Origin of the sequence: Nonomuraea sp. NPDC047529, assembly GCF_040642995.1 — a bacterium.
GTDB lineage: Bacteria > Actinomycetota > Actinomycetes > Streptosporangiales > Streptosporangiaceae > Nonomuraea.
On the sequence record NZ_JBEYTJ010000044.1, the window covers coordinates 26,269 to 43,010 of the forward strand.

At 73.9% G+C, this 16,742-nt stretch carries 13 protein-coding genes; 7 read left to right on the forward strand and 6 right to left on the reverse strand.

Annotated elements, in window-relative coordinates; all coding sequences use genetic code 11:
• Window positions 1-23: 23 nt before the first annotated feature.
• Complete coding sequence (locus ABZ815_RS43740; RefSeq protein WP_357707527.1) at window positions 24-392, forward strand: hypothetical protein; 369 nt, start codon at window positions 24-26, stop codon at window positions 390-392.
• A 44-nt stretch (window positions 393-436) separates the two neighbouring features.
• Here ABZ815_RS43740 and ABZ815_RS43745 read toward each other — a convergent pair whose 3' ends face one another.
• Entirely contained in the window at window positions 437-856 is a 420-nt protein-coding gene (locus ABZ815_RS43745; protein WP_357707529.1) for an SRPBCC family protein, read from the reverse strand.
• 179 nt (window positions 857-1,035) lie between these two features.
• On the opposite strand from ABZ815_RS43745, the gene ABZ815_RS43750 reads away from it, so the two are divergent.
• The 5 genes from ABZ815_RS43750 to ABZ815_RS43770 all read left to right on the forward strand — a co-directional run bounded on the left by ABZ815_RS43750 (window position 1,036) and on the right by ABZ815_RS43770 (window position 12,083).
• Window positions 1,036-2,610: a TIGR02677 family protein gene (locus tag ABZ815_RS43750; protein ID WP_357707531.1), complete on the forward strand. Its 1,575-nt coding sequence runs from the start codon at window positions 1,036-1,038 to the stop codon at window positions 2,608-2,610.
• The gene (locus ABZ815_RS43755) at window positions 2,607-3,794 is read left to right on the forward strand and encodes a TIGR02678 family protein (protein WP_357707534.1); all 1,188 of its coding nucleotides are present in this window, start codon (window positions 2,607-2,609) and stop codon (window positions 3,792-3,794) included. The genes ABZ815_RS43750 and ABZ815_RS43755 overlap by 4 nt, the downstream gene beginning before the upstream one ends.
• Window positions 3,791-7,861 (forward strand): TIGR02680 family protein, encoded by a 4,071-nt coding sequence (locus tag ABZ815_RS43760; RefSeq protein ID WP_357707536.1) that lies wholly within the window; start codon window positions 3,791-3,793, stop codon window positions 7,859-7,861. Before ABZ815_RS43755 ends, ABZ815_RS43760 begins: the two co-directional genes overlap by 4 nt.
• A gap of 61 nt (window positions 7,862-7,922) precedes the next feature.
• Window positions 7,923-9,479: a family 20 glycosylhydrolase gene (locus ABZ815_RS43765; RefSeq protein ID WP_357707539.1), complete on the forward strand. Its 1,557-nt coding sequence runs from the start codon at window positions 7,923-7,925 to the stop codon at window positions 9,477-9,479.
• Window positions 9,480-9,500: 21 nt separating this feature from the next.
• Window positions 9,501-12,083 (forward strand): glycoside hydrolase family 2 protein, encoded by a 2,583-nt coding sequence (locus tag ABZ815_RS43770; protein WP_357707541.1) that lies wholly within the window; start codon window positions 9,501-9,503, stop codon window positions 12,081-12,083.
• An 11-nt stretch (window positions 12,084-12,094) separates the two neighbouring features.
• On the opposite strand, the gene ABZ815_RS43775 is transcribed toward ABZ815_RS43770, so the two are convergent.
• The 4 genes from ABZ815_RS43775 to ABZ815_RS43790 form a co-directional block, all read right to left on the reverse strand.
• The gene (locus ABZ815_RS43775) at window positions 12,095-13,027 is read right to left on the reverse strand and encodes a carbohydrate kinase (protein WP_357707544.1); all 933 of its coding nucleotides are present in this window, start codon (window positions 13,025-13,027) and stop codon (window positions 12,095-12,097) included.
• Between the two features lie 126 nt (window positions 13,028-13,153).
• Window positions 13,154-13,729: an SRPBCC family protein gene (locus tag ABZ815_RS43780; RefSeq protein WP_357707546.1), complete on the reverse strand. Its 576-nt coding sequence runs from the start codon at window positions 13,727-13,729 to the stop codon at window positions 13,154-13,156.
• Window positions 13,729-14,040 (reverse strand): metalloregulator ArsR/SmtB family transcription factor, encoded by a 312-nt coding sequence (locus ABZ815_RS43785; RefSeq protein ID WP_357707549.1) that lies wholly within the window; start codon window positions 14,038-14,040, stop codon window positions 13,729-13,731. Before ABZ815_RS43785 ends, ABZ815_RS43780 begins: the two co-directional genes overlap by 1 nt.
• 56 nt (window positions 14,041-14,096) lie before the next feature.
• Window positions 14,097-14,870, reverse strand: coding sequence for an alpha/beta fold hydrolase (locus tag ABZ815_RS43790; protein ID WP_357707552.1), 774 nt, complete (start codon window positions 14,868-14,870; stop codon window positions 14,097-14,099).
• A gap of 244 nt (window positions 14,871-15,114) precedes the next feature.
• Between ABZ815_RS43790 and ABZ815_RS43795 the strand changes: the two genes are divergently transcribed.
• Entirely contained in the window at window positions 15,115-15,804 is a 690-nt protein-coding gene (locus tag ABZ815_RS43795; RefSeq protein ID WP_357707554.1) for a hypothetical protein, read from the forward strand.
• 31 nt (window positions 15,805-15,835) lie between these two features.
• Here ABZ815_RS43795 and ABZ815_RS43800 read toward each other — a convergent pair whose 3' ends face one another.
• Window positions 15,836-16,660 (reverse strand): PIG-L family deacetylase, encoded by an 825-nt coding sequence (locus ABZ815_RS43800; RefSeq protein WP_357707556.1) that lies wholly within the window; start codon window positions 16,658-16,660, stop codon window positions 15,836-15,838.
• Window positions 16,661-16,742: the final 82 nt, after the last annotated feature.

A 16,742-nucleotide genomic window follows, 5' to 3' on the forward strand; every position in this document is an offset into this window, starting at 1 on the left:
ACTACCAGGGGGAACAGGCCGCCATGTCGCAGCAGAACCGTCCCGTCGAGGGCGAGCACACGTACGAGCAGCACGTCACCTCGACCGGCGAGCACGAAGAGCGGCCCGGCCGCAGCCTCGTCACCACCGACCACGACGTGATCCGCGAATGGGCGCACGAGCGCGGCGCCAGGCCCGCGACCGTGCCCGGCACCGAGCACCAGGGGAGGGCGGGCGTGCTGCGCTTCGACTTCCCCGGCTACGGCGGGGGCGACCTGGCGGAGATCACCTGGGAGGAGTGGCTGGAGACCTTCGACCAGCGGAAGCTGAGCTTCATCTACCAGGAGCACAAGAAGGACGGCCAGCAGAGCAACTTCTTCCGGCTGGAGAACCCGGACCGCCAGGACGCCTGACGCCGGAGGGCGGGGCCGCCCCCGCACTTGGAGGAGCCCGCCGTTCAGCCGCCCTCGGAGACGCGGCGGGTCACCTCGTCGGCCAGCCGGTCGAGCGAGCGGCCGAGCAGCTCGCGCACCTCGTCGGACCTGGCGCTCGTGCCGGGCTCGTCGAGCAGCGACAGGTGGACGGTCACCTCGCTCGTGCCGGCCGCCGAATCGCTCACCTGCAGCCAGCCCGCGTAGTCGGGGTGGTCACGGCCGCCCCACTCCACCCGGAGCTGGTCCTCCTGGGCGCGGAACAGCCCCTCGTGCCGCCCGCTGCCGGGGACCAGGTCGCCGCCCGCCTCGACGGTGCCGGCCCCGCTGTCGTTGACCCACAGCCCCCGAGGCAGCCACCGGTCCATCAGCTCGACGTCGGACGCCACCCCGAACACGATCATGCTGTCGGCCGGCATCCCGCGCGTCGCCTCGAACTCCGCCATCACAGGCCCCCGTTCCCCCCGAATGCCGCCGTACCGGGCGCGGACCGCGCCGCCTGCCGCCGGCAGCCGAACGCGGCGACCATACCCGTGGCATCCGCTCGCAAACAGGCCCTCGCGGGGCCCGTCTCTCCAGCTACGGTGGCTCCGGTGAAACCGTGGCGAGAGGGGAGAACGGCGCGATGACGGAGCTGCCACGAGTGCCGCCGGAGTTGTTCCGGTTCGCCACCACGGAACGGGCGGATCTGCACACGGCCCTCCTCGACGTCCTCGGCACGGCGGCCGAGAACCTGGAGCCCGCGCCGACCGCCGACGAGGTCCGCGACCGCCTGCGCGCCCGCGGCTGGTACGCCCCCGTCGGCGACCACGACCTCACCGGCGCGCTCGGGCAGCTCGCCGGCTGGGGGCTGGTCGAGGTGGTCTTCGACCACGCCGGCGCGTTCGCGACCGCCGAGGAGTACGAACGCCGGAACCTGCGGTACGCGCTGACCGCCCGGGGCGAGGCCGCCCACGCCGGGCTGCGGCAGGCGTCGTCGGCGCCGGCCTCGGCGGGAGCCTTCCACACCGCCGTGCTCGACGCCGTCGCCGACCGGCTGGAGGAGCTGGAGGCGCTGCTGGCCGACCCCGACCCCGGCCGTGACCGGCGGGTGTTCACCTGCCTGCGGGAGCTGGAGTGCCACCTCGACGGGCTGCGCCGGGACACCGTGCGGCTCAACGGGGAGCTGCGCGGGCTGCTGCGCGCCGACGGCGCCGACCTTGGCACGTTCCACGAGGTCCAGGCGGCCACGGTGGCCTACCTCCAGGAGTTGGTGACCGGGCTGGAGCAGCGCGGCGAGACCGTGGCGCGGGCGCTGCGCGGCGTGGCCGGGCGCGGCGTCGGCGTCCTGCACACCCGCGCGCTGGCCGGCGCCGACCTGCCCCGGGTCCCCGGCGCCGACCTGGCCACCCCCTGGCTGGCCGCCCGCGCCGCCGCCTGGGCCGACCTGCGCCAATGGTTCGACCCGACCGTCCCGGGCACCCCTGAGAGCGGCGCGGGGAGTGGCGTCGGGCCCCGGCTGCGGCGGTTGCACGACGTGGCCAGTGAGGCCATCGCCACCCTGCTCGGGCTGCTCGACCGCGTCACCGCCGCCCGGCTCCCGTCCTCCGGCGCCGCCGCCGACTTCCGCGCGCTGGCCCGCTGGTTCGCCACCGCGCCGGGCGAGGACGACGCCCACCGGCTCTGGGACGCCGCCTTCGGCCTCGGCCCGTCCCGGCACGCCCATCTCGGGCACGCCGACGCCGAGCTCGTCCCGGCCGGGACACCGTGGGCGGAGGCCGGGCCGGTGGCGGTCTCGGCGCTGCTGCGCTCGCGGGGCAGGACCGAGCGCATGGGCCGCACCGGGCGGGTCCGGGACGTGGCCGCCCTGCGCGCCGAGCGCCGCGCCCGCGCCGAGAAGGAGCACGCCGGGCTGGAGGCCGCCTGGCAGGCGCTGGCCACCACCGGCTCGGTACGCCTGTCCCAGCTCGGCGCGCTCGACCACGACACCCTGGGCAGGCTGCTCGACCTGCTGGGCCGCGCCCTGGCCGCCCGCCCCGACGCCACCGGCCTGCGCCGGGCCGTCACCTCCGACGGCCGGGTCGAGGTCGTGCTGCGGGCCCCCGGCGACGGCGCGGTCGCGGTGCTGCGCACGTCCGAGGGCTGGTTCCGCGGCCCCGACTACCTGCTCGACATGCGCTCCCCGGGCGTACCCGGCCACGGGAGGGCGGAAGGGGCATGAGCCGCCTGGCCAACCAGCTCGTCAGGGCGGAGAAGGAGGAGATCGCCCGCGCGATCAGGACCCTCCTCGCCCGCCCGTTCCTGTCGGCGCACGACGAGCCCGCCGCTTTCGCGGTGATCAGGAAACGGCGGGAGCCGCTGACCCGGTGGTTCGACTACTTCTGCGGCTGGCGGCTGGTCGTCGAGCCCCGCGAGGGCTACGCCCGCCTGGTCAAGGTCGGGTCGCGGCCGACGGCCACCCGTCCGGCCCGCCGACGCCGCGCGGGCGGGGCGCCGTTCGACCGCCGCCGCTACACGCTGCTGTGCCTGTGCGCGGCCGAGCTGCTCGCCGCGCCGGTCACCACGATCGGCATGCTGGCCAGGCGGGTGGCGCGGGCGGCGGCGGTCGAGGCGGGCGTGCCGGCGTTCGACCCCGTCGGCGCCGACGAGCGGGCCGCCTTCGTCGACGCGCTCAAGCTGCTCGAACAGCACGGCGCGATCACCTCCACGGACGGCGCGACCGACGCCTACCTCGGCGACGAGGAGGCCAAGGTGCTCTACCGCGTGGACACCACCCGCGTGATCAGGCTCCTCGCCGCCCCCGTCCCGCCCTCCCGCCTGCCCGGGGCGGACACGACCGCTCTCACCCTTGAGGCCCGTTACGGCGGCGACGAGCCCACGGAGACCCAGCGTGCCCTGTGGGTCCGCCACTCCCTCGTCCGCCGCCTGCTGGACGAGCCCGTCGTCTACCGCGACGAGCTGACCCCGGCCCAGGCCGCCTACGCCGCCTCGCCCACCGGCCGCCGGATGATCCGCAGGGCCGCCGAGGAGGCCGGGTTCGTGCTGGAGGAGCGCGCCGAGGGCTTCCTGCTGGTCGACACCGAGGCCACCGCCACCGACACGCGGTTCCCCGACGACGGCAGCCACGCCAAGGTCGCCGCCCTGCTCCTGCTCGACCTGCTGGTCACCGCCGGGCCGCTGGCCGCCGCCCGCCTCGACGAGGAGGCCGCCGAACTGCTGCGGCGCTTCCCCCACTGGGCCAAGGCGTACCGGTCGGACGGGGGCGCGGCCCGGCTGGCGGCCGACGCGCTGGAGGTTCTCGCCCTGTTCGGGCTGGCCCGCCGTACCGGCGACCGGGTGGCCGCCCTGCCCGCCGGAGCCCGCTACCGGGTCGATCGCGGCCCGGCCGACACGGAGGACGCATGACCCTCACCGAGCCCACGCCCGCGCGCACCGCCCCGGGCACGGAACGGCGCTGGATCCCCGTACGCGCCGGGATCCTCAACGTGTGGCGCTACTACGACGAGGTGTTCGAGTTCCACCGGGGCAGGCTGCTGCTGCGCGGGCCCAACGGCAGCGGCAAGTCCAAGGTGCTCGAACTGCTGCTGCCGTACGTGCTGGACGCCAGCCTCAAGCCCAGCAGGCTGTCCACGTTCGGCGGCACCGAGCGGACCATGCACTGGAACCTCATGGGCGACGGCGCGAACGGCGTCACCCGCGTCGGCTACGTGTGGCTGGAGTTCCAGCACTCCGACGGCCGCTGGTTCACCTGCGGCGCGCGCCTCCAGGCCACCGCCCACACCAAGAACGTCACCGCCGCCTACTTCACCACCGGCTCCCGCGTCGGCCTGCCCGGCGGCGTCCGGCTCACCGGCGACGGCGGCCAGCCGCTGACCAGGGCCCAGCTCACCGACGAGCTGGGCGAGACGGGAACGGTCCACGAGTCCGCCGAGGTCTACCGCGCCGTCGTGCGCCGCACGCTCTACGCCGGGCTCAACGAGCAGCGCTACGACTGCCTGCTCACCGCGCTGCGCCAGCTGCGCACCCCCAAGCTCTCCGAACGCCTCGACCCCGGCCTGCTGTCCGACCTGCTGTCCAGCGCCCTGCCGCCGCTCGGCGAGGGCGAGCTCCACGAGATCGCCGACGGGTTCGAGCGGCTCGACCGGCGGCGCGAGGAGCTGCGCCTGCTCGACCGCGACGTGGAGGAGGCCGACCGGCTCGCCGGCGTCCAGCGCGGCTACGCCCAGAAGGTGCTGCGGGCGGCCGCCGCCGCGGCCCTGTCCGCCGGGCAGGCCGTCGACGCCCTCGCCGCCGAGGTCAAGGCCGGACGCGAGGCGCTGCGGCAGGCCGACGACGAGCTGGCCGCCGCCGCCGTCCGGCTGTCGGAGGAGGAGGCCCAGGAGCTGGCCCTGGCCGCGCAGATCGACGGGCTCAAGGAGAGCGAGGCGTACCGGGCGGGGCGCGACCTGCACCGGCTGCGCACGCAGGCACAGGAGGCGCACGAGTCGGCGGCCCGGCTGCGCGACCAGGCCGGGGCGGCGGCCCGCGCCGCGTCGGGCAGGCAGGAGCTGTCGCTGCGCGCGGCGGCCGTCGCCCGCGCCGCCACCGGCCTGGCCGACCGCTCCCGCGCCGGGGCCCGCCGGGCCGCCGAACGCGCCGGGCTGCTCGCGGTCCACCTGGAGTGCGAGCGCCCGGTCCCCGAGCCCGAGGGCGGCGGCGTCCTGGAGGAGGGGGAGCGGGGCGACGACGGCGAGGAGGCCGTACGCCGCGCCCGTGAGCTGCTGCGCGCCGCCGTCACCAGCCGCGCCGGCCAGATCCGCGAGGTCAGCGTGGCGGCCGTCGAGCACGAGGAGGCGATCGGCCGCCGCACCACCGCCGAGCACGACCGCGACCGCGCCCGCGACGACCTGGCGGCGGCGAGCGCCGCCCACGACCTGGCCGGCGCCACCCGCGACGAGCGCGCCCGCGACCTGGCCGCCGCCCTGGAGGAGTGGGCCCGCGGCTGCGTCCAGCTCCGGCTCGACCCCGAGGAGCTGGCGGCCCTCGCCGACCGGCCGGAGCAGGCCGACGAGCTGGTCGGCGCGGCCCGTACGGCGGCCGAGGTCCGGCTGGCCGCCCGCGAGCACCACCTGACCGGCCTGCGCGACCGGCTGCACGCCGAACGCGCCGAGCCGGCCCGCGAACGCGAACGCCTGGCCGAGCTGACCGCGCTGGAGCCGCCCCCCTCGCCCGCCCGCCCCGCCTCCCGGTCGGGACGGCCCGGTATGCCGCTGTGGCGGGCGCTGGCCTTCCGGTCCGGCGTCGACCCCGTCACCCAGGCGGGCGTCGAGGCGGCGCTCGAAGCCTCGGGCCTGCTCGACGTGTGGCTGCTGCCCGACGGCGGCATGGATCCCGGCGAGCACGACGCCTTCGCCGCCTCCGCGCTGGCCCGGCCCGCGCCCGGCCAGAGCCTGGCCGACGTGCTGTCGGCGGAGCCGGGCGCGCCCGTCTCGGCCGGCCGGGTGCTCGCGGGCGTCGCCTTCGCCCCCACGGCGCTCGGCCTCGACCACCCCGCGGCCGTCGGGGCCGACGGCACCTGGCGGCTCGGCCCGGCCGCCGGGCGTTGGGTCAAGCCGGAGCCCTCCTACATCGGCGACGCCGCCCGCGAGCGCGCCCTGCGCCGCCGCGTCGCCGAGCTGGACGACCGGCTGTCCGACCTGGCCGGCACGATCGCCGAGTGCGACCACCTGTTCAGGGTGCTGGCCGGCGACCGCGACACGCTCGCGGCCGAGCTGCGGCGGCGGCCGGACCGCGGGCCGTACGCCGGGGCCGCGCGGGCCCTCGACGAGGCCGTGGGCAAGGTCGCCCTGCTGGAGGACCAGCTCCGCGCGCACGAGCGGCGCCTGCACGAGCGCGAGAAGGAGGCGGCCAGGTCGCTGCGCCGGCTGACCGAACTGGCCGCCCGGCACGCCCTGCCCGCCGCCCGGCCCGCGCTCGACCAGCTGGAGGCGGCCCTGCGCGCCGCCGAGTCCACCGGCGGCGTCTGGCACGACCGGCGCGGCGACGCGCGCGCGGCCAGGGAACGCGCCGGGCAGGCGGCGGAGACCGCCCGCGAGTACCAGGACCTCGCCGTACGCGCGATGGAACGGGCCGAGGAGGCGGCCGACGCGGCCGTGGTGCTGGCCGAGAAGCTGGCCATCGTCGAGTCCACGGCGGGCGCGGGGGACCTGGACGTGCTCGGCCGGCTCCAGGACGTCCAGACCGCCTACCAGGGCTGCCGCCGCCTCATCCGGACGGTCCACGACGACACGGCCCGGCTCAACGCCCGCCTCGGACGGCTCAAGGGCGAACTCGGCCGGGCCGAGGAGAAGCACGCGGAGGCCGGACGCGCCCGCGAGGCGGTCTGCGCGCGCTTCCGCCGCCTGATGACCGGCCACCTGCCCGCCGACGCCGGAGTGCCGGCCGGGCTCGCCCCCGACGCCGGGGTGCGGGCGGTGCTGGAGGCCGCCGGGGACGTGGCCGGGCGGCTGGCGGCGGTGCCGTACGAGCGGCGCGACGTCAGGGAGGCCGAGGCGCGCCTGCGGGACGCCTTCCACCACGCCAGGGAGGTCCTGGCCGGCCGGGCCGAGCTGGAGCTGGTCCCCGACGAGGACGCCCAGGTGCTGACCGCCACCGCCGGCGGCATGCGGGCGGGCGCGGCGGCGCTCGGCAGGGCGCTGCGCGACGAGCGCGACGATCGGCGCGGCGACATCACCGAGGCCGAGCGCGACCTGTTCGACCGCACGCTGGCCGGTGACACGCGGCGGCACCTGGCCGACCGCATCCGCCAGGCCGCCGCGCTGGTCGAGGGCATGAACCAGCGGCTCGAACGCGTCCGCACGGCCTCGCGGGTCGCGGTGCGCCTGGTCTGGCAGGTCGACCCCACCCAGTCCCCGGCCACCCGCGCGGCCCGCGACCTGCTGCTGCGCGACCCGGCCGGGCTGGGCGAGGCCGACCACGAGGCCCTGTACGCCTTCTTCAGGGACCGCGTCGAGGAGGTCCGCGCCGACGACTCCTCGGCCGGCTGGGAGGACCAGCTCATGAGGGTGCTCGACTACACGGCCTGGCACCGGTTCGTGGTGCGCCTCGACCGCGGCGACGGCCAGGGCTGGCAGGACCTGACCAGGAAGCTGCACGGCGCCCTGTCCGGCGGCGAGAAGGCCATCGCCCTGCACCTGCCGCTGTTCGCCGCCGTGGCCGCCCACTACCGGACCGACCCCGGCTGCCCCCGGTTCATCCTGCTGGACGAGGTGTTCGTGGGCGTCGACCGGACCAACCGCGGCCAGGTCTTCGACCTGCTGGTGAACCTCGGCCTCGACCTCGTGCTCACCTCCGACCACGAGTGGTGCGAATACCGCGAGCTTGACGGCATCGCCATCCACCAGCTCATCACCGGCGACGGCGACGACGCCGTGACCACGGCCCGCTTCGTGTGGAACGGCTACCGGACGGTCCCCACCGAGACCTTTGATTAGAAAGGTTCTTTACTACCAGGGGACGCGTCCGTATGGTGGGGGCAACCCTCGGGAGGCGGTCATGAAGATCCGCACCGCTGCGGTCGTGCTGACGACCCTGCTCGCCACTTCGGTCTCGGCGTCGGTAACCGTCTCGCCCAGCGCGACGGCGGCGGCCGCCGTCGCCTTCGGGACGATCGTGCCCGCCCCGGTGAGCGCGGTCCCGGCGGCGGGGGTGACGTACCCGATCACCGCCGCGACGGCCCTGTACTCCGACGTGCCCGAGCTGGGCGAGCAGCTCGCGGGGCGGTTGCGCCGGTCCACCGGCTACCCCGTCCCGATCGTGTCCGCCCCGCCGGCGGACGGGATCGCGCTGCGGCTGGGCACGGTGGCCGGCGGGGACGAGGCGTACCAGCTCGACGTGACCGCCACCGGGATCGTCGTGCTGGCCAACCGGGCCGCCGGGCTGTTCGACGGGGTGCAGACGCTCCGGCAGCTGCTCCCGTACGCGGCCGAGGCCGCCACCGTGCAGCCGGGGCCGTGGCCGGTGCCGGGCGGGCGGGTCGTGGACCGGCCGCGCTACCCGTACCGGGGCGCGATGCTCGACGTGGCCAGGCACTTCTTCCCGGTGGACGCGGTCGAGCGGTACCTCGACCAGGTCGCGCTCTACAAGATCAACTATCTGCACCTGCACCTGTCCGACGACCAGGGCTGGCGCATCGCGATCGACTCCTGGCCCCGGCTGGCCTCCTACGGCGGCGGCACGGCGGTCGGGGGCGATCCCGGCGGCTTCTACACCAAGGCCCAGTACCAGGAGATCGTCGCCTACGCCGCCGCCCGAAATATCACCGTTGTTCCGGAAATCGACACGCCGGGGCACACCAACGCCGCCCTCGCCTCCTACGGCGAGCTGACCTGCGACGGCGTCGCCCCGCCGCTCTACACCGGCACCGAGGTCGGGTTCAGCACGCTGTGCACGTCCAAGGAGATCACCTACACCTTCCTCGACCAGGTGGTCGGCGAGCTGGCCGCGCTCACCCCCGGCCCGTACCTGCACATCGGCGGGGACGAGGCGTCCTCCACGACGCCCGCCGACTACAAGGCGTTCGTCGACCGGGCGCAGGGCATCGTGGCCGCCCACGGCAAGACCGTCATCGGCTGGCACGACGTCGTCAACGCCACCCCGCTGCCCTCCACGGTCGTCCAGTACTGGGGCAGCGACCCCACCGAGACGGCGGTCTCGACGGCGGGCCGCAAGGTCGTCATGTCCCCGGCGAGCCGCGCGTACCTGGACATGAAGTACAACCGGCGCACCCCGCTCGGCCAGACCTGGGCGGGCACGATCGAGGTCAAGGACGCCTACGGCTGGGATCCCGGCGCCTACCTCAGAAGGCTCCCGCCCGAGCAGGTGCTCGGCGTCGAGGCGCCGCTGTGGACCGAGACGCTCAGGACGTCGGCCGACCTTGAGTACATGGCCTTCCCCCGCCTGCCCGCGCTCGCCGAACTGGGCTGGTCCCCGCCCGCCACGCACGACTGGACCGCGTTCCGGCAGCGGCTGGGCGCGCAGGGCCCGCGCTGGCGCGTCATGGGGATCGCCTACTACCGCTCCACCCAGATCGCCTGGCCCTCCGGTTCGTAGGAGCCCCCTCAGGAGCTGCGCATGTCCCGATCGATCAGATGCGTCCTCGCCGTGCTCGTCCTGCTGCTCGCCTCGGGGGTGGTGAGCGCCGGCAGCGCCGTCGCGGCGGCCGGTTCGACCGAGCTGGCCTCGGGCTGGGCGCTGCGCCCGGCCACCGGCCTCGCCGACACCGGCGCGGCGATCTCCACGCCCGGGTACGCCACCACCGGCTGGAACCCGGTCACCCTGCCCTCGACCGTCCTGGCCGGCCTGGTCGCCAACGGCGTCTACCAGGACGTCTACTTCGGCCAGAACCTCAAGAACGTGCCCGACCTGACCACCCAGGACTGGTGGTTCCGCGGCGAGTTCACCGCCCCGGCCACGGCCCCCGGGCAGGTCTACTGGCTGCGGTTCAAGGGCCTCAGCTACCGCGCCCAGATCTGGCTGAACGGCGTGCAGCTCGACGCCGCGGCGGTGGGCACGTTCGTCGGCCACGAGTACGACGCGACCGCCGCGATCAGGCCCGGCGCGGCCAACGCGCTGGCCGTCCGGGTCACCCCGCCGCGCCACGACTGCAAGGACCTGTCCGCCTGCACGGTCGACTGGAACCCCGAGGCCCCCGACATGAACGCGGGCATCTGGAACACGACCCTGCTGGACACCACGGGCCCGGTGGCCCTGCGCGACCCGTACGTGCGCACGACCCTGTCGGGCACCGCCGCCGACCTGAACGTCTACGTGGACGCCGTCAACGCCACGAACGCCCCCGTCACCACCACGGTCAGCGGCACGATCGCCAAGGCGGGCCGGCCCGACCTCACCTTCTCCCAGGACGTCACACTGGCCGCCCGCGAGCGCAAGGAGGTCGCCTTCGCGCCCCTCCACGTGAGCGATCCGGTGCTGTGGTGGCCCTACCAGTTCGGCAGCCCCGAGCTGTACCGGCTGACGGTCGCCGCGGGCGCCTCCGACAGCAAGTCGATCGACTTCGGCATCCGCCAGGTCACCGACTACCGCACCACCGTCAACGGCACCTCGTTCGCCGGATACAAGATCAACGGCCGGCCGATCCTGCTGCGCGGCGGCGGGTACGTGTGGGACCTGATGCAGCGCTGGGACACCAGGACGAACGCCGCCCACATCAACTACGTCAAGGACATGGGCCTGAACACCATCAGGCTGGAGGGCACCCTCGGCAACGAGGAACTGTACGACCTGGCCGACAAGGCGGGCATCCTGGTCATGCCGGGCTTCGTCTGCTGCAGCGCCTGGGAGGACGACAGCGCCTGGACCGCCGAGCAGGAGCAGGTCGCCCGCGCGTCGCTGGACAGCCAGCTGCGCTCGCTGCGCCATCACGCGTCGGTGTTCCTGTGGACCTACGGCAGCGACCAGCCGCCGACGGCCGCGCACCTGGCGGCGTACAAGGGCGTGGCCGCCGCCCTGCACTGGCAGAACCCGACCCTGGACAACGTCGCCACCTGGTCCAACGCCGACGCCGGCATGAAGATGGACGGCCCGTACGTGTGGGAGCCGCCGGTGCTGTGGTGGGACGAGAGCCGCAGCGGCGGCGCGTTCGGCAGCACGGGGGAGGAGGGCACCGAGGCGCCGCCGCCCCTGGAGACCCTCCAGCGGTTCCTGGCGCCCGCCGACATCTGGCCCATCGGCACGGCGTACAACTACCACGCCGGCAAGCCGGGCAGCGTGTTCGACACCGTCGCCCCCTACACCACCGGCCTGACCAGGCGTTACGGCACCCCGACCTCCGCCGCCGACCAGTCGCGCAAGTCCGAGGCGCAGAACTACGAGAACGCCCGCGCCTTCTTCGAGGCGTGGAGCGCCAGGCAGCACGTGCGCTCGTTCGGCTCGATCTTCTGGATGCTGAACAACGCCTGGCCGTCGGTCCACTGGAACCTCTACGACTACTACCTCAAGCCCGGCGGCGGCTACTTCGGGACCAAGAAGGCCACCGAGCCCGTGCACATCGCCTACGACTACCTCACCCGGGCCGTCCACGTGGTCAACTCCACCCTCGCCACCAGGTCCGGGCTGACCGCCACGGTCTCCGTGCACAACCTGCCGGACCTGGCCCAGAAGTACACGGCCTCGGCGCCGGTCACCGCGACCGCCAACGCCGGCGTCCAGGTCCTGACCGTCCCGGCGCTGACCGGGCTGTCAGGGACGTACCTGATCAGGCTCCAGCTCAAGGACGCGGCCGGCGCGAAGGTCAGCGACAACGTCTACTGGTACTCCACCTCGCCCGACACGCTCGGCAACAAGAGCAACTGGTACCGCACCACGCCGAAGACGTACGCCGACCTCACCGGCCTGAACGCCCTGCCCACGGCCAATGTCACGGCCACCGCCGTCCGCGCCGTCTCCGCCGGGACCGAGACCGTCACGATCACCCTGACCAACCCCTCCGGCCTGGCCTTCCTCGTACGCCCGGAGGTGGTCGCGGACGGGCGCGAGGTCGTCCCGGTCACCTACACCGACAACTACGTCACGCTGTGGCCGGGGGAGTCCACGACGATCACCGCCACGTACCGGACGTCCGACCTCACCGGCCACCAGCCGTCGGTACGGGTACGCGGCTACAACGTCCCCACCACCACGATCCCTCTCCCCTGACCCGGGCCCCGTCAGGGGCCGGTCAGCGCGTGTGCCCAGGGCGGGTTCGCGCCCGCCACCGAGCACGTCAGCGCCGACACCCGGGCCGCGAACGACGCGGCGGCCACGGCCGTGTCCAGGTCGAGGCCGTCGAGCCGCCCGCCGAGCAGGCCACGCGCGCCCAGATCATGCAGGAGCCCGGCGGTGAAGGAGTCGCCCGCGCCGACCGTGTCGACGACGTCGACCTCCGGCGCGGGCACCTCCGCCCGTTCCCCGTCGAGGGACACCAGCGCCCCCGCCGCTCCGCGCGTCACCACCACGAGCCGGGCGCCGGCCGCGTGCCAGGTGTCGCAGGCCCGTTCCGCCGACGCGCCGGGCAGCAGGAAGCGCAGGTCGTCGTCGCTGAGCTTGAGCACGTCGGCCCACCCGCACCAGCGTTCGACCCGGTAGTCCTCGCGGGCGGCGAGGGTGGGACGCACGTTGGGGTCGATCGAGACCGTGACCCGCGCGGCGGCCTCGCGCGCGAACTCCTCGACCGCCGCCCGGCCCGGCTCCCTGACCAGCGCCAGCGACCCGGTGTGCAGGCAGGCGGCCGGGCCGAGCCTGGCCGGGGCCAGCTCGTCCGGGCTCCACTGCCAGTCGGCGGTGCCGCCCGCGTAGAAGGTGTAGGCGGCCCGGCCGTCGCGGTCGAGCGCGGCGACCGAGAGCGTGCTCGGCTCGGCGGCCTCGACGGCCGCCGACAGGTCCACGCCCGAGGACGCCAGACGCTCACGGAACAGCGTCCCGAACACGTCGCCGGAGATGCGCCCGAGGAAACGGGCCGGCGTGCCGAGCCGGGCCAGCGCCACCGCCGTGTTGGCCGGGCCGCCTCCCGGCAGCACCCGCAACCCCAGCTCGCCCCGCCCGGCCGCGCCTTCGGAGGCGGTGAAGCCGTCGGCGACGCACTCGCCCAGAACAGCGATCATCGAGCCTGCCTTCCTGGCGCGCGCCGCCGATGCCGTACGCCCGAGGCGGCATCGACGTCTCCGAATGGGAGCTCATCATCGCAGCCCGCGATCACGCCCGCACTCACCCTCCGTCCTGGGCTCGCGTCAGGCGGTGCCGTTCCCGTCCTCCAGGTGGCGGGGCAGGCCGGTGTCCGGGACGCCGAGCCTTCGCGCGTACCGGTCGTTGAGCTCCGACCAGCCGAAGTCGACCGCCGCGGCGCCCCGGATCGGCGGGATCGGCCGCCCGTCGAGCAGTTTCTCGGCCACGTCGAGGCAGATGTGCCAACCGGCCGCCGCCTTCGGCAGCATGTCGCGGTCCTGGACGGTGTGCCGCAACGTCAGACGGGTGCCGCCGCCGGTCGCCGCCAGCTCCCAGCGCAGCAGGTCGGTGCCGAACGTGTGCTCCAGCAGCGTCGGCGGCTCGGCGCGGACGACCTCGGCCGCCATGTCCAGGGGGTTCTCGTCGTCGATCATCGTGAGCGTCACGTCGCCCGTCTCGGACAGATCCCGGCCGGCGGTGTACGGGGCCCAGGCGGAGAGCTGCCCCGGCTCGGTCAGCGCCCGCCACACCTTCTCCGGCGGGTGACGCAGGTCGCGGACGAAGACGAGGGTCCAGCGATCTCCCGTCGCCTCGCCGCCGACCTGGGCCGGCGGGCTCGGGCGGTACACGTCAGAGGTCATCACTGCTCCAGGTTGTCGAGATGCCGCTCAAGAGCGTCGAGATGCCCGTCCCACAGGGCCCGGTACGGCTGAAGCCAGTCGTCCAGCGCCCGCAGGGGGCCCGCGTGGATGCGGTAGATCCGCCGCTGCGCCGCGGTGCGGCAGGTGACGAAACCCGCCTCCCTGAGCACCTTCAGCTGCTTGGACACCGTGGGCTGGCTGACGTCGAGCGCCTCGACCAGCTCGTTCACGCTGCTCTCGGACACCCGGAGCCGATCGAGGATGCGACGCCGGGTCGGCTCGGAGAGCACGGAGAACGCGTCGACGGACATGCCTCTATATTCCGCTGAAGGTATATGCCTGTCAAGGAATATAGCCGCCTGCTCCTTCAGCGCTGGATGATGATCTCCGTGAGCCGTTCCGGCGCACGCAGCGGCAGATAGTGATCGGCCGTGGCGACGATCTCCAGGCACGCGCCGGGAATGCCCTCGGCGAGCCGGCGGGCGATCACGCCGATCTCCGGATGGTCGTGATCGCCGACGACGACGGTGGTGGGCACCGCGACCCGCTCAAGCAGCTCGACGGCGCCCACCTCGGAGAAGCGGACGTGGCCCTTCTCCGAGGCCACCCGCACCTTGGCGTTCTCGGTGACCATGCCCTCGATCGCCGCCCATCCCGGCGCCCGGTCACGCAGCGAGGCCCACACCGTCAGCTCCGTCTCGGCCAGGCGGCCGGCGTCGTTCCCGCGGTCCGCCGCCATGTAGGCGTCCGTCTCGGGAGAGTCCGGCCAGTCGTGGCCACTGGCCGACGCCGCGACCAGGACCAGGGAGCGCACCCGTTCCGGGTGCTCCAAGGTGAAGTCGAGCGCGACCTCGCCGCCCATGCTCAGCCCGACCAGCGCGGCGCGCTCGATGCCGAAGTGGTCGAGCACCGCGAGCAGGTCGTCCTCGTAGCGGAACGGCGCGGTCGGCGGCGTCGAACGGCCCAGGCCCCGCGCATCGTACCGGATCACGGTGTGGTGGCGCGCGAGGTCAGGGAGAACGCCGTCCCAGAGGCGGCTGTCGTGCACGGAGCCGTGCAGCAGGACCATGGGGGCTCCGCCGCCGGTCTTCTCGGCCCACAGACTGCCGCCGTCGGAGACGGGGATGTACTCGATGGTCATAGGACCGATTCCATCACGCTTGTCCTGTTCTGCCGTTGATCCTGGCGGGTGGGTCATTCGGGGGGTCTCGCCTCGGCGGATGCCCGGGGGTGAGGATTCCGGTCGGTCATGTGGTTTTTTCGTGTCCGTCCGAGGGCTCGCTAAAGTTATCTCTTCGTGATGTGCGTCGCTGGCGGGTGATTTGTACAGAGAGGGCGTGTGTAGAGGAGATTGGCTGCCCGATTTTTCGTCTTTATCGGGAAATGTGGGGCCAGCGCTGCCCGATCATCCTTGTGGTTACGATTCCTTCGTCCAGTCGTTCTGCGGAGCGAAGGGGAAGAAGGGCGCCATCGATTCCCACGATCTGGCCGAACTCGAAAAGCGCCGGAACGATCCCGACTTCGCCGTGGCGTTCGCCTCCGTGATGCCGCCACGGCAGCTCAAGAGCCTTCTGGCCGGTCTGCGCCGCGCGCATGCCATCCAGTCCACCAGCCTCGACCGGCTGGCCAGGGCGCTGAGCACGCTCCTCGGCACCGCCTCCCGCGCCCCCTGTGCGGCCAGGATCTCGACCCCTTACGCCCACCGCCTGCTCGAAAACCTCGACGACCCGGAAACCGGTTTCGCGCTCGGGCAGTTGTTGCGGTACGGGCGTTTCGCCGACACATTCCTGCGCGACCTGGCCTTCAAGGTCTACGACCATGAACGAAGCCAGCCGCCCGGGTCTCCGTACTGGCGGAACCTTCGTCCGGACTCGCTGCCGATGTGCGCCATCCCCCTGGACGAACGGGACCCCATGGCAGCCGTCATGGCCGCCCTGGCCAACCATCCCCGTGCGGCCCGCGAATTCCTGACGGACGGGCGCCGGGACCCACTGGACTACCTCACCTGCGAACGCTTCTGGCCCGGCCAGACCGAGACACACCTCGACCGGGCCATCGACATCGCGGGCCTCTAGCAACCCGGTGGGGTGTTGTCGCGGTGACGGGTCAGGGGCGGAGGCCGGTGAAGAGGTCTTCCTCGTGGGCGGGGGCGTCGACCTTGTTCAGCTTCCGCTCGAAGGCCTCGTGGGAGAACGCCTGGTGCTGGGCCTCCTCGGGCATGCGGAGGAGGAAGATGTTCTCACCCTGGCTCTCGTGGGCCTGGAGGGCCTTGAGCTTGCGTTCGACGTAGGGGGTGACGTCGACGACGGCGGTGACCTGCTCGTCGGGGGTGCCGAAGTCGTCGGACGGCTCGAAGCCGCCCAGGTCGACGCCGCTGTCGCGCATCAGCTCGAACATGCGCTTGATCGCGGCCCGGGGGATCGCCGTGTAGTAGAACTTGTCGGGGATGCCGGTCGCCTCGACGGCGGCCACCGTGATGCGGTGGGCCTGCACGTGGTCGGGGTGGCCGTAACCGCCGCCGCCGGTCTCGTCGTAGGTGATGACCACCTGCGGGCGGTAGCGCTCCATCAGCTCGCCCAGCTTGGCGGCGGCCACCTCGACCGGGACGTTGGCGAACGCGTTGGGGTGATGGTTGGTGTCCCAGCCGTCCATGCCGGAGTCGCGGTAGCCGAGCAGCTCCACGTGGTCGATGCCCAGGTGCGCGACGGACTCGCGCAGCTCGCCCAGGCGCTTCTCGGCCACCCTGGCGGCGTCGTGACCCTCCTCGCCCGGTTTGACGCCGCCCGTGTCGTCACCCTGCTCGCCGTTGGTGCAGGTGACCAGCACGGTGCGGATGCCCTCGTCGGTGTAGCGGGCGAGGATGCCGCCGGTGCTCAGGCACTCGTCGTCGGGGTGGGCGTGGACGACCATCAAGGTGAGTTCCCGATCCATGAAGGGAACCCTACTCGGCGCGCCCGACACTTCGGCCCCCGCGTGCGCGGCGACGGCGGACGATGGACGGGGCGGGGGACGG

What these genes read in the sequence shown, in the direction of transcription:
- ABZ815_RS43740 (WP_357707527.1), top strand. Translation starts at nt 24, where the DNA reads ATGTCGCAGCAGAACCGTCCCGTCGAGGGCGAGCACACGTACGAGCAG.
- ABZ815_RS43745 (WP_357707529.1), bottom strand. Translation starts at nt 856, where the DNA reads ATGGCGGAGTTCGAGGCGACGCGCGGGATGCCGGCCGACAGCATGATC.
- ABZ815_RS43750 (WP_357707531.1), top strand. Translation starts at nt 1,036, where the DNA reads ATGACGGAGCTGCCACGAGTGCCGCCGGAGTTGTTCCGGTTCGCCACC.
- ABZ815_RS43755 (WP_357707534.1), top strand. Translation starts at nt 2,607, where the DNA reads ATGAGCCGCCTGGCCAACCAGCTCGTCAGGGCGGAGAAGGAGGAGATC.
- ABZ815_RS43760 (WP_357707536.1), top strand. Translation starts at nt 3,791, where the DNA reads ATGACCCTCACCGAGCCCACGCCCGCGCGCACCGCCCCGGGCACGGAA.
- ABZ815_RS43765 (WP_357707539.1), top strand. Translation starts at nt 7,923, where the DNA reads ATGAAGATCCGCACCGCTGCGGTCGTGCTGACGACCCTGCTCGCCACT.
- ABZ815_RS43770 (WP_357707541.1), top strand. Translation starts at nt 9,501, where the DNA reads ATGTCCCGATCGATCAGATGCGTCCTCGCCGTGCTCGTCCTGCTGCTC.
- ABZ815_RS43775 (WP_357707544.1), bottom strand. Translation starts at nt 13,027, where the DNA reads ATGATCGCTGTTCTGGGCGAGTGCGTCGCCGACGGCTTCACCGCCTCC.
- ABZ815_RS43780 (WP_357707546.1), bottom strand. Translation starts at nt 13,729, where the DNA reads ATGACCTCTGACGTGTACCGCCCGAGCCCGCCGGCCCAGGTCGGCGGC.
- ABZ815_RS43785 (WP_357707549.1), bottom strand. Translation starts at nt 14,040, where the DNA reads ATGTCCGTCGACGCGTTCTCCGTGCTCTCCGAGCCGACCCGGCGTCGC.
- ABZ815_RS43790 (WP_357707552.1), bottom strand. Translation starts at nt 14,870, where the DNA reads ATGACCATCGAGTACATCCCCGTCTCCGACGGCGGCAGTCTGTGGGCC.
- ABZ815_RS43800 (WP_357707556.1), bottom strand. Translation starts at nt 16,660, where the DNA reads ATGGATCGGGAACTCACCTTGATGGTCGTCCACGCCCACCCCGACGAC.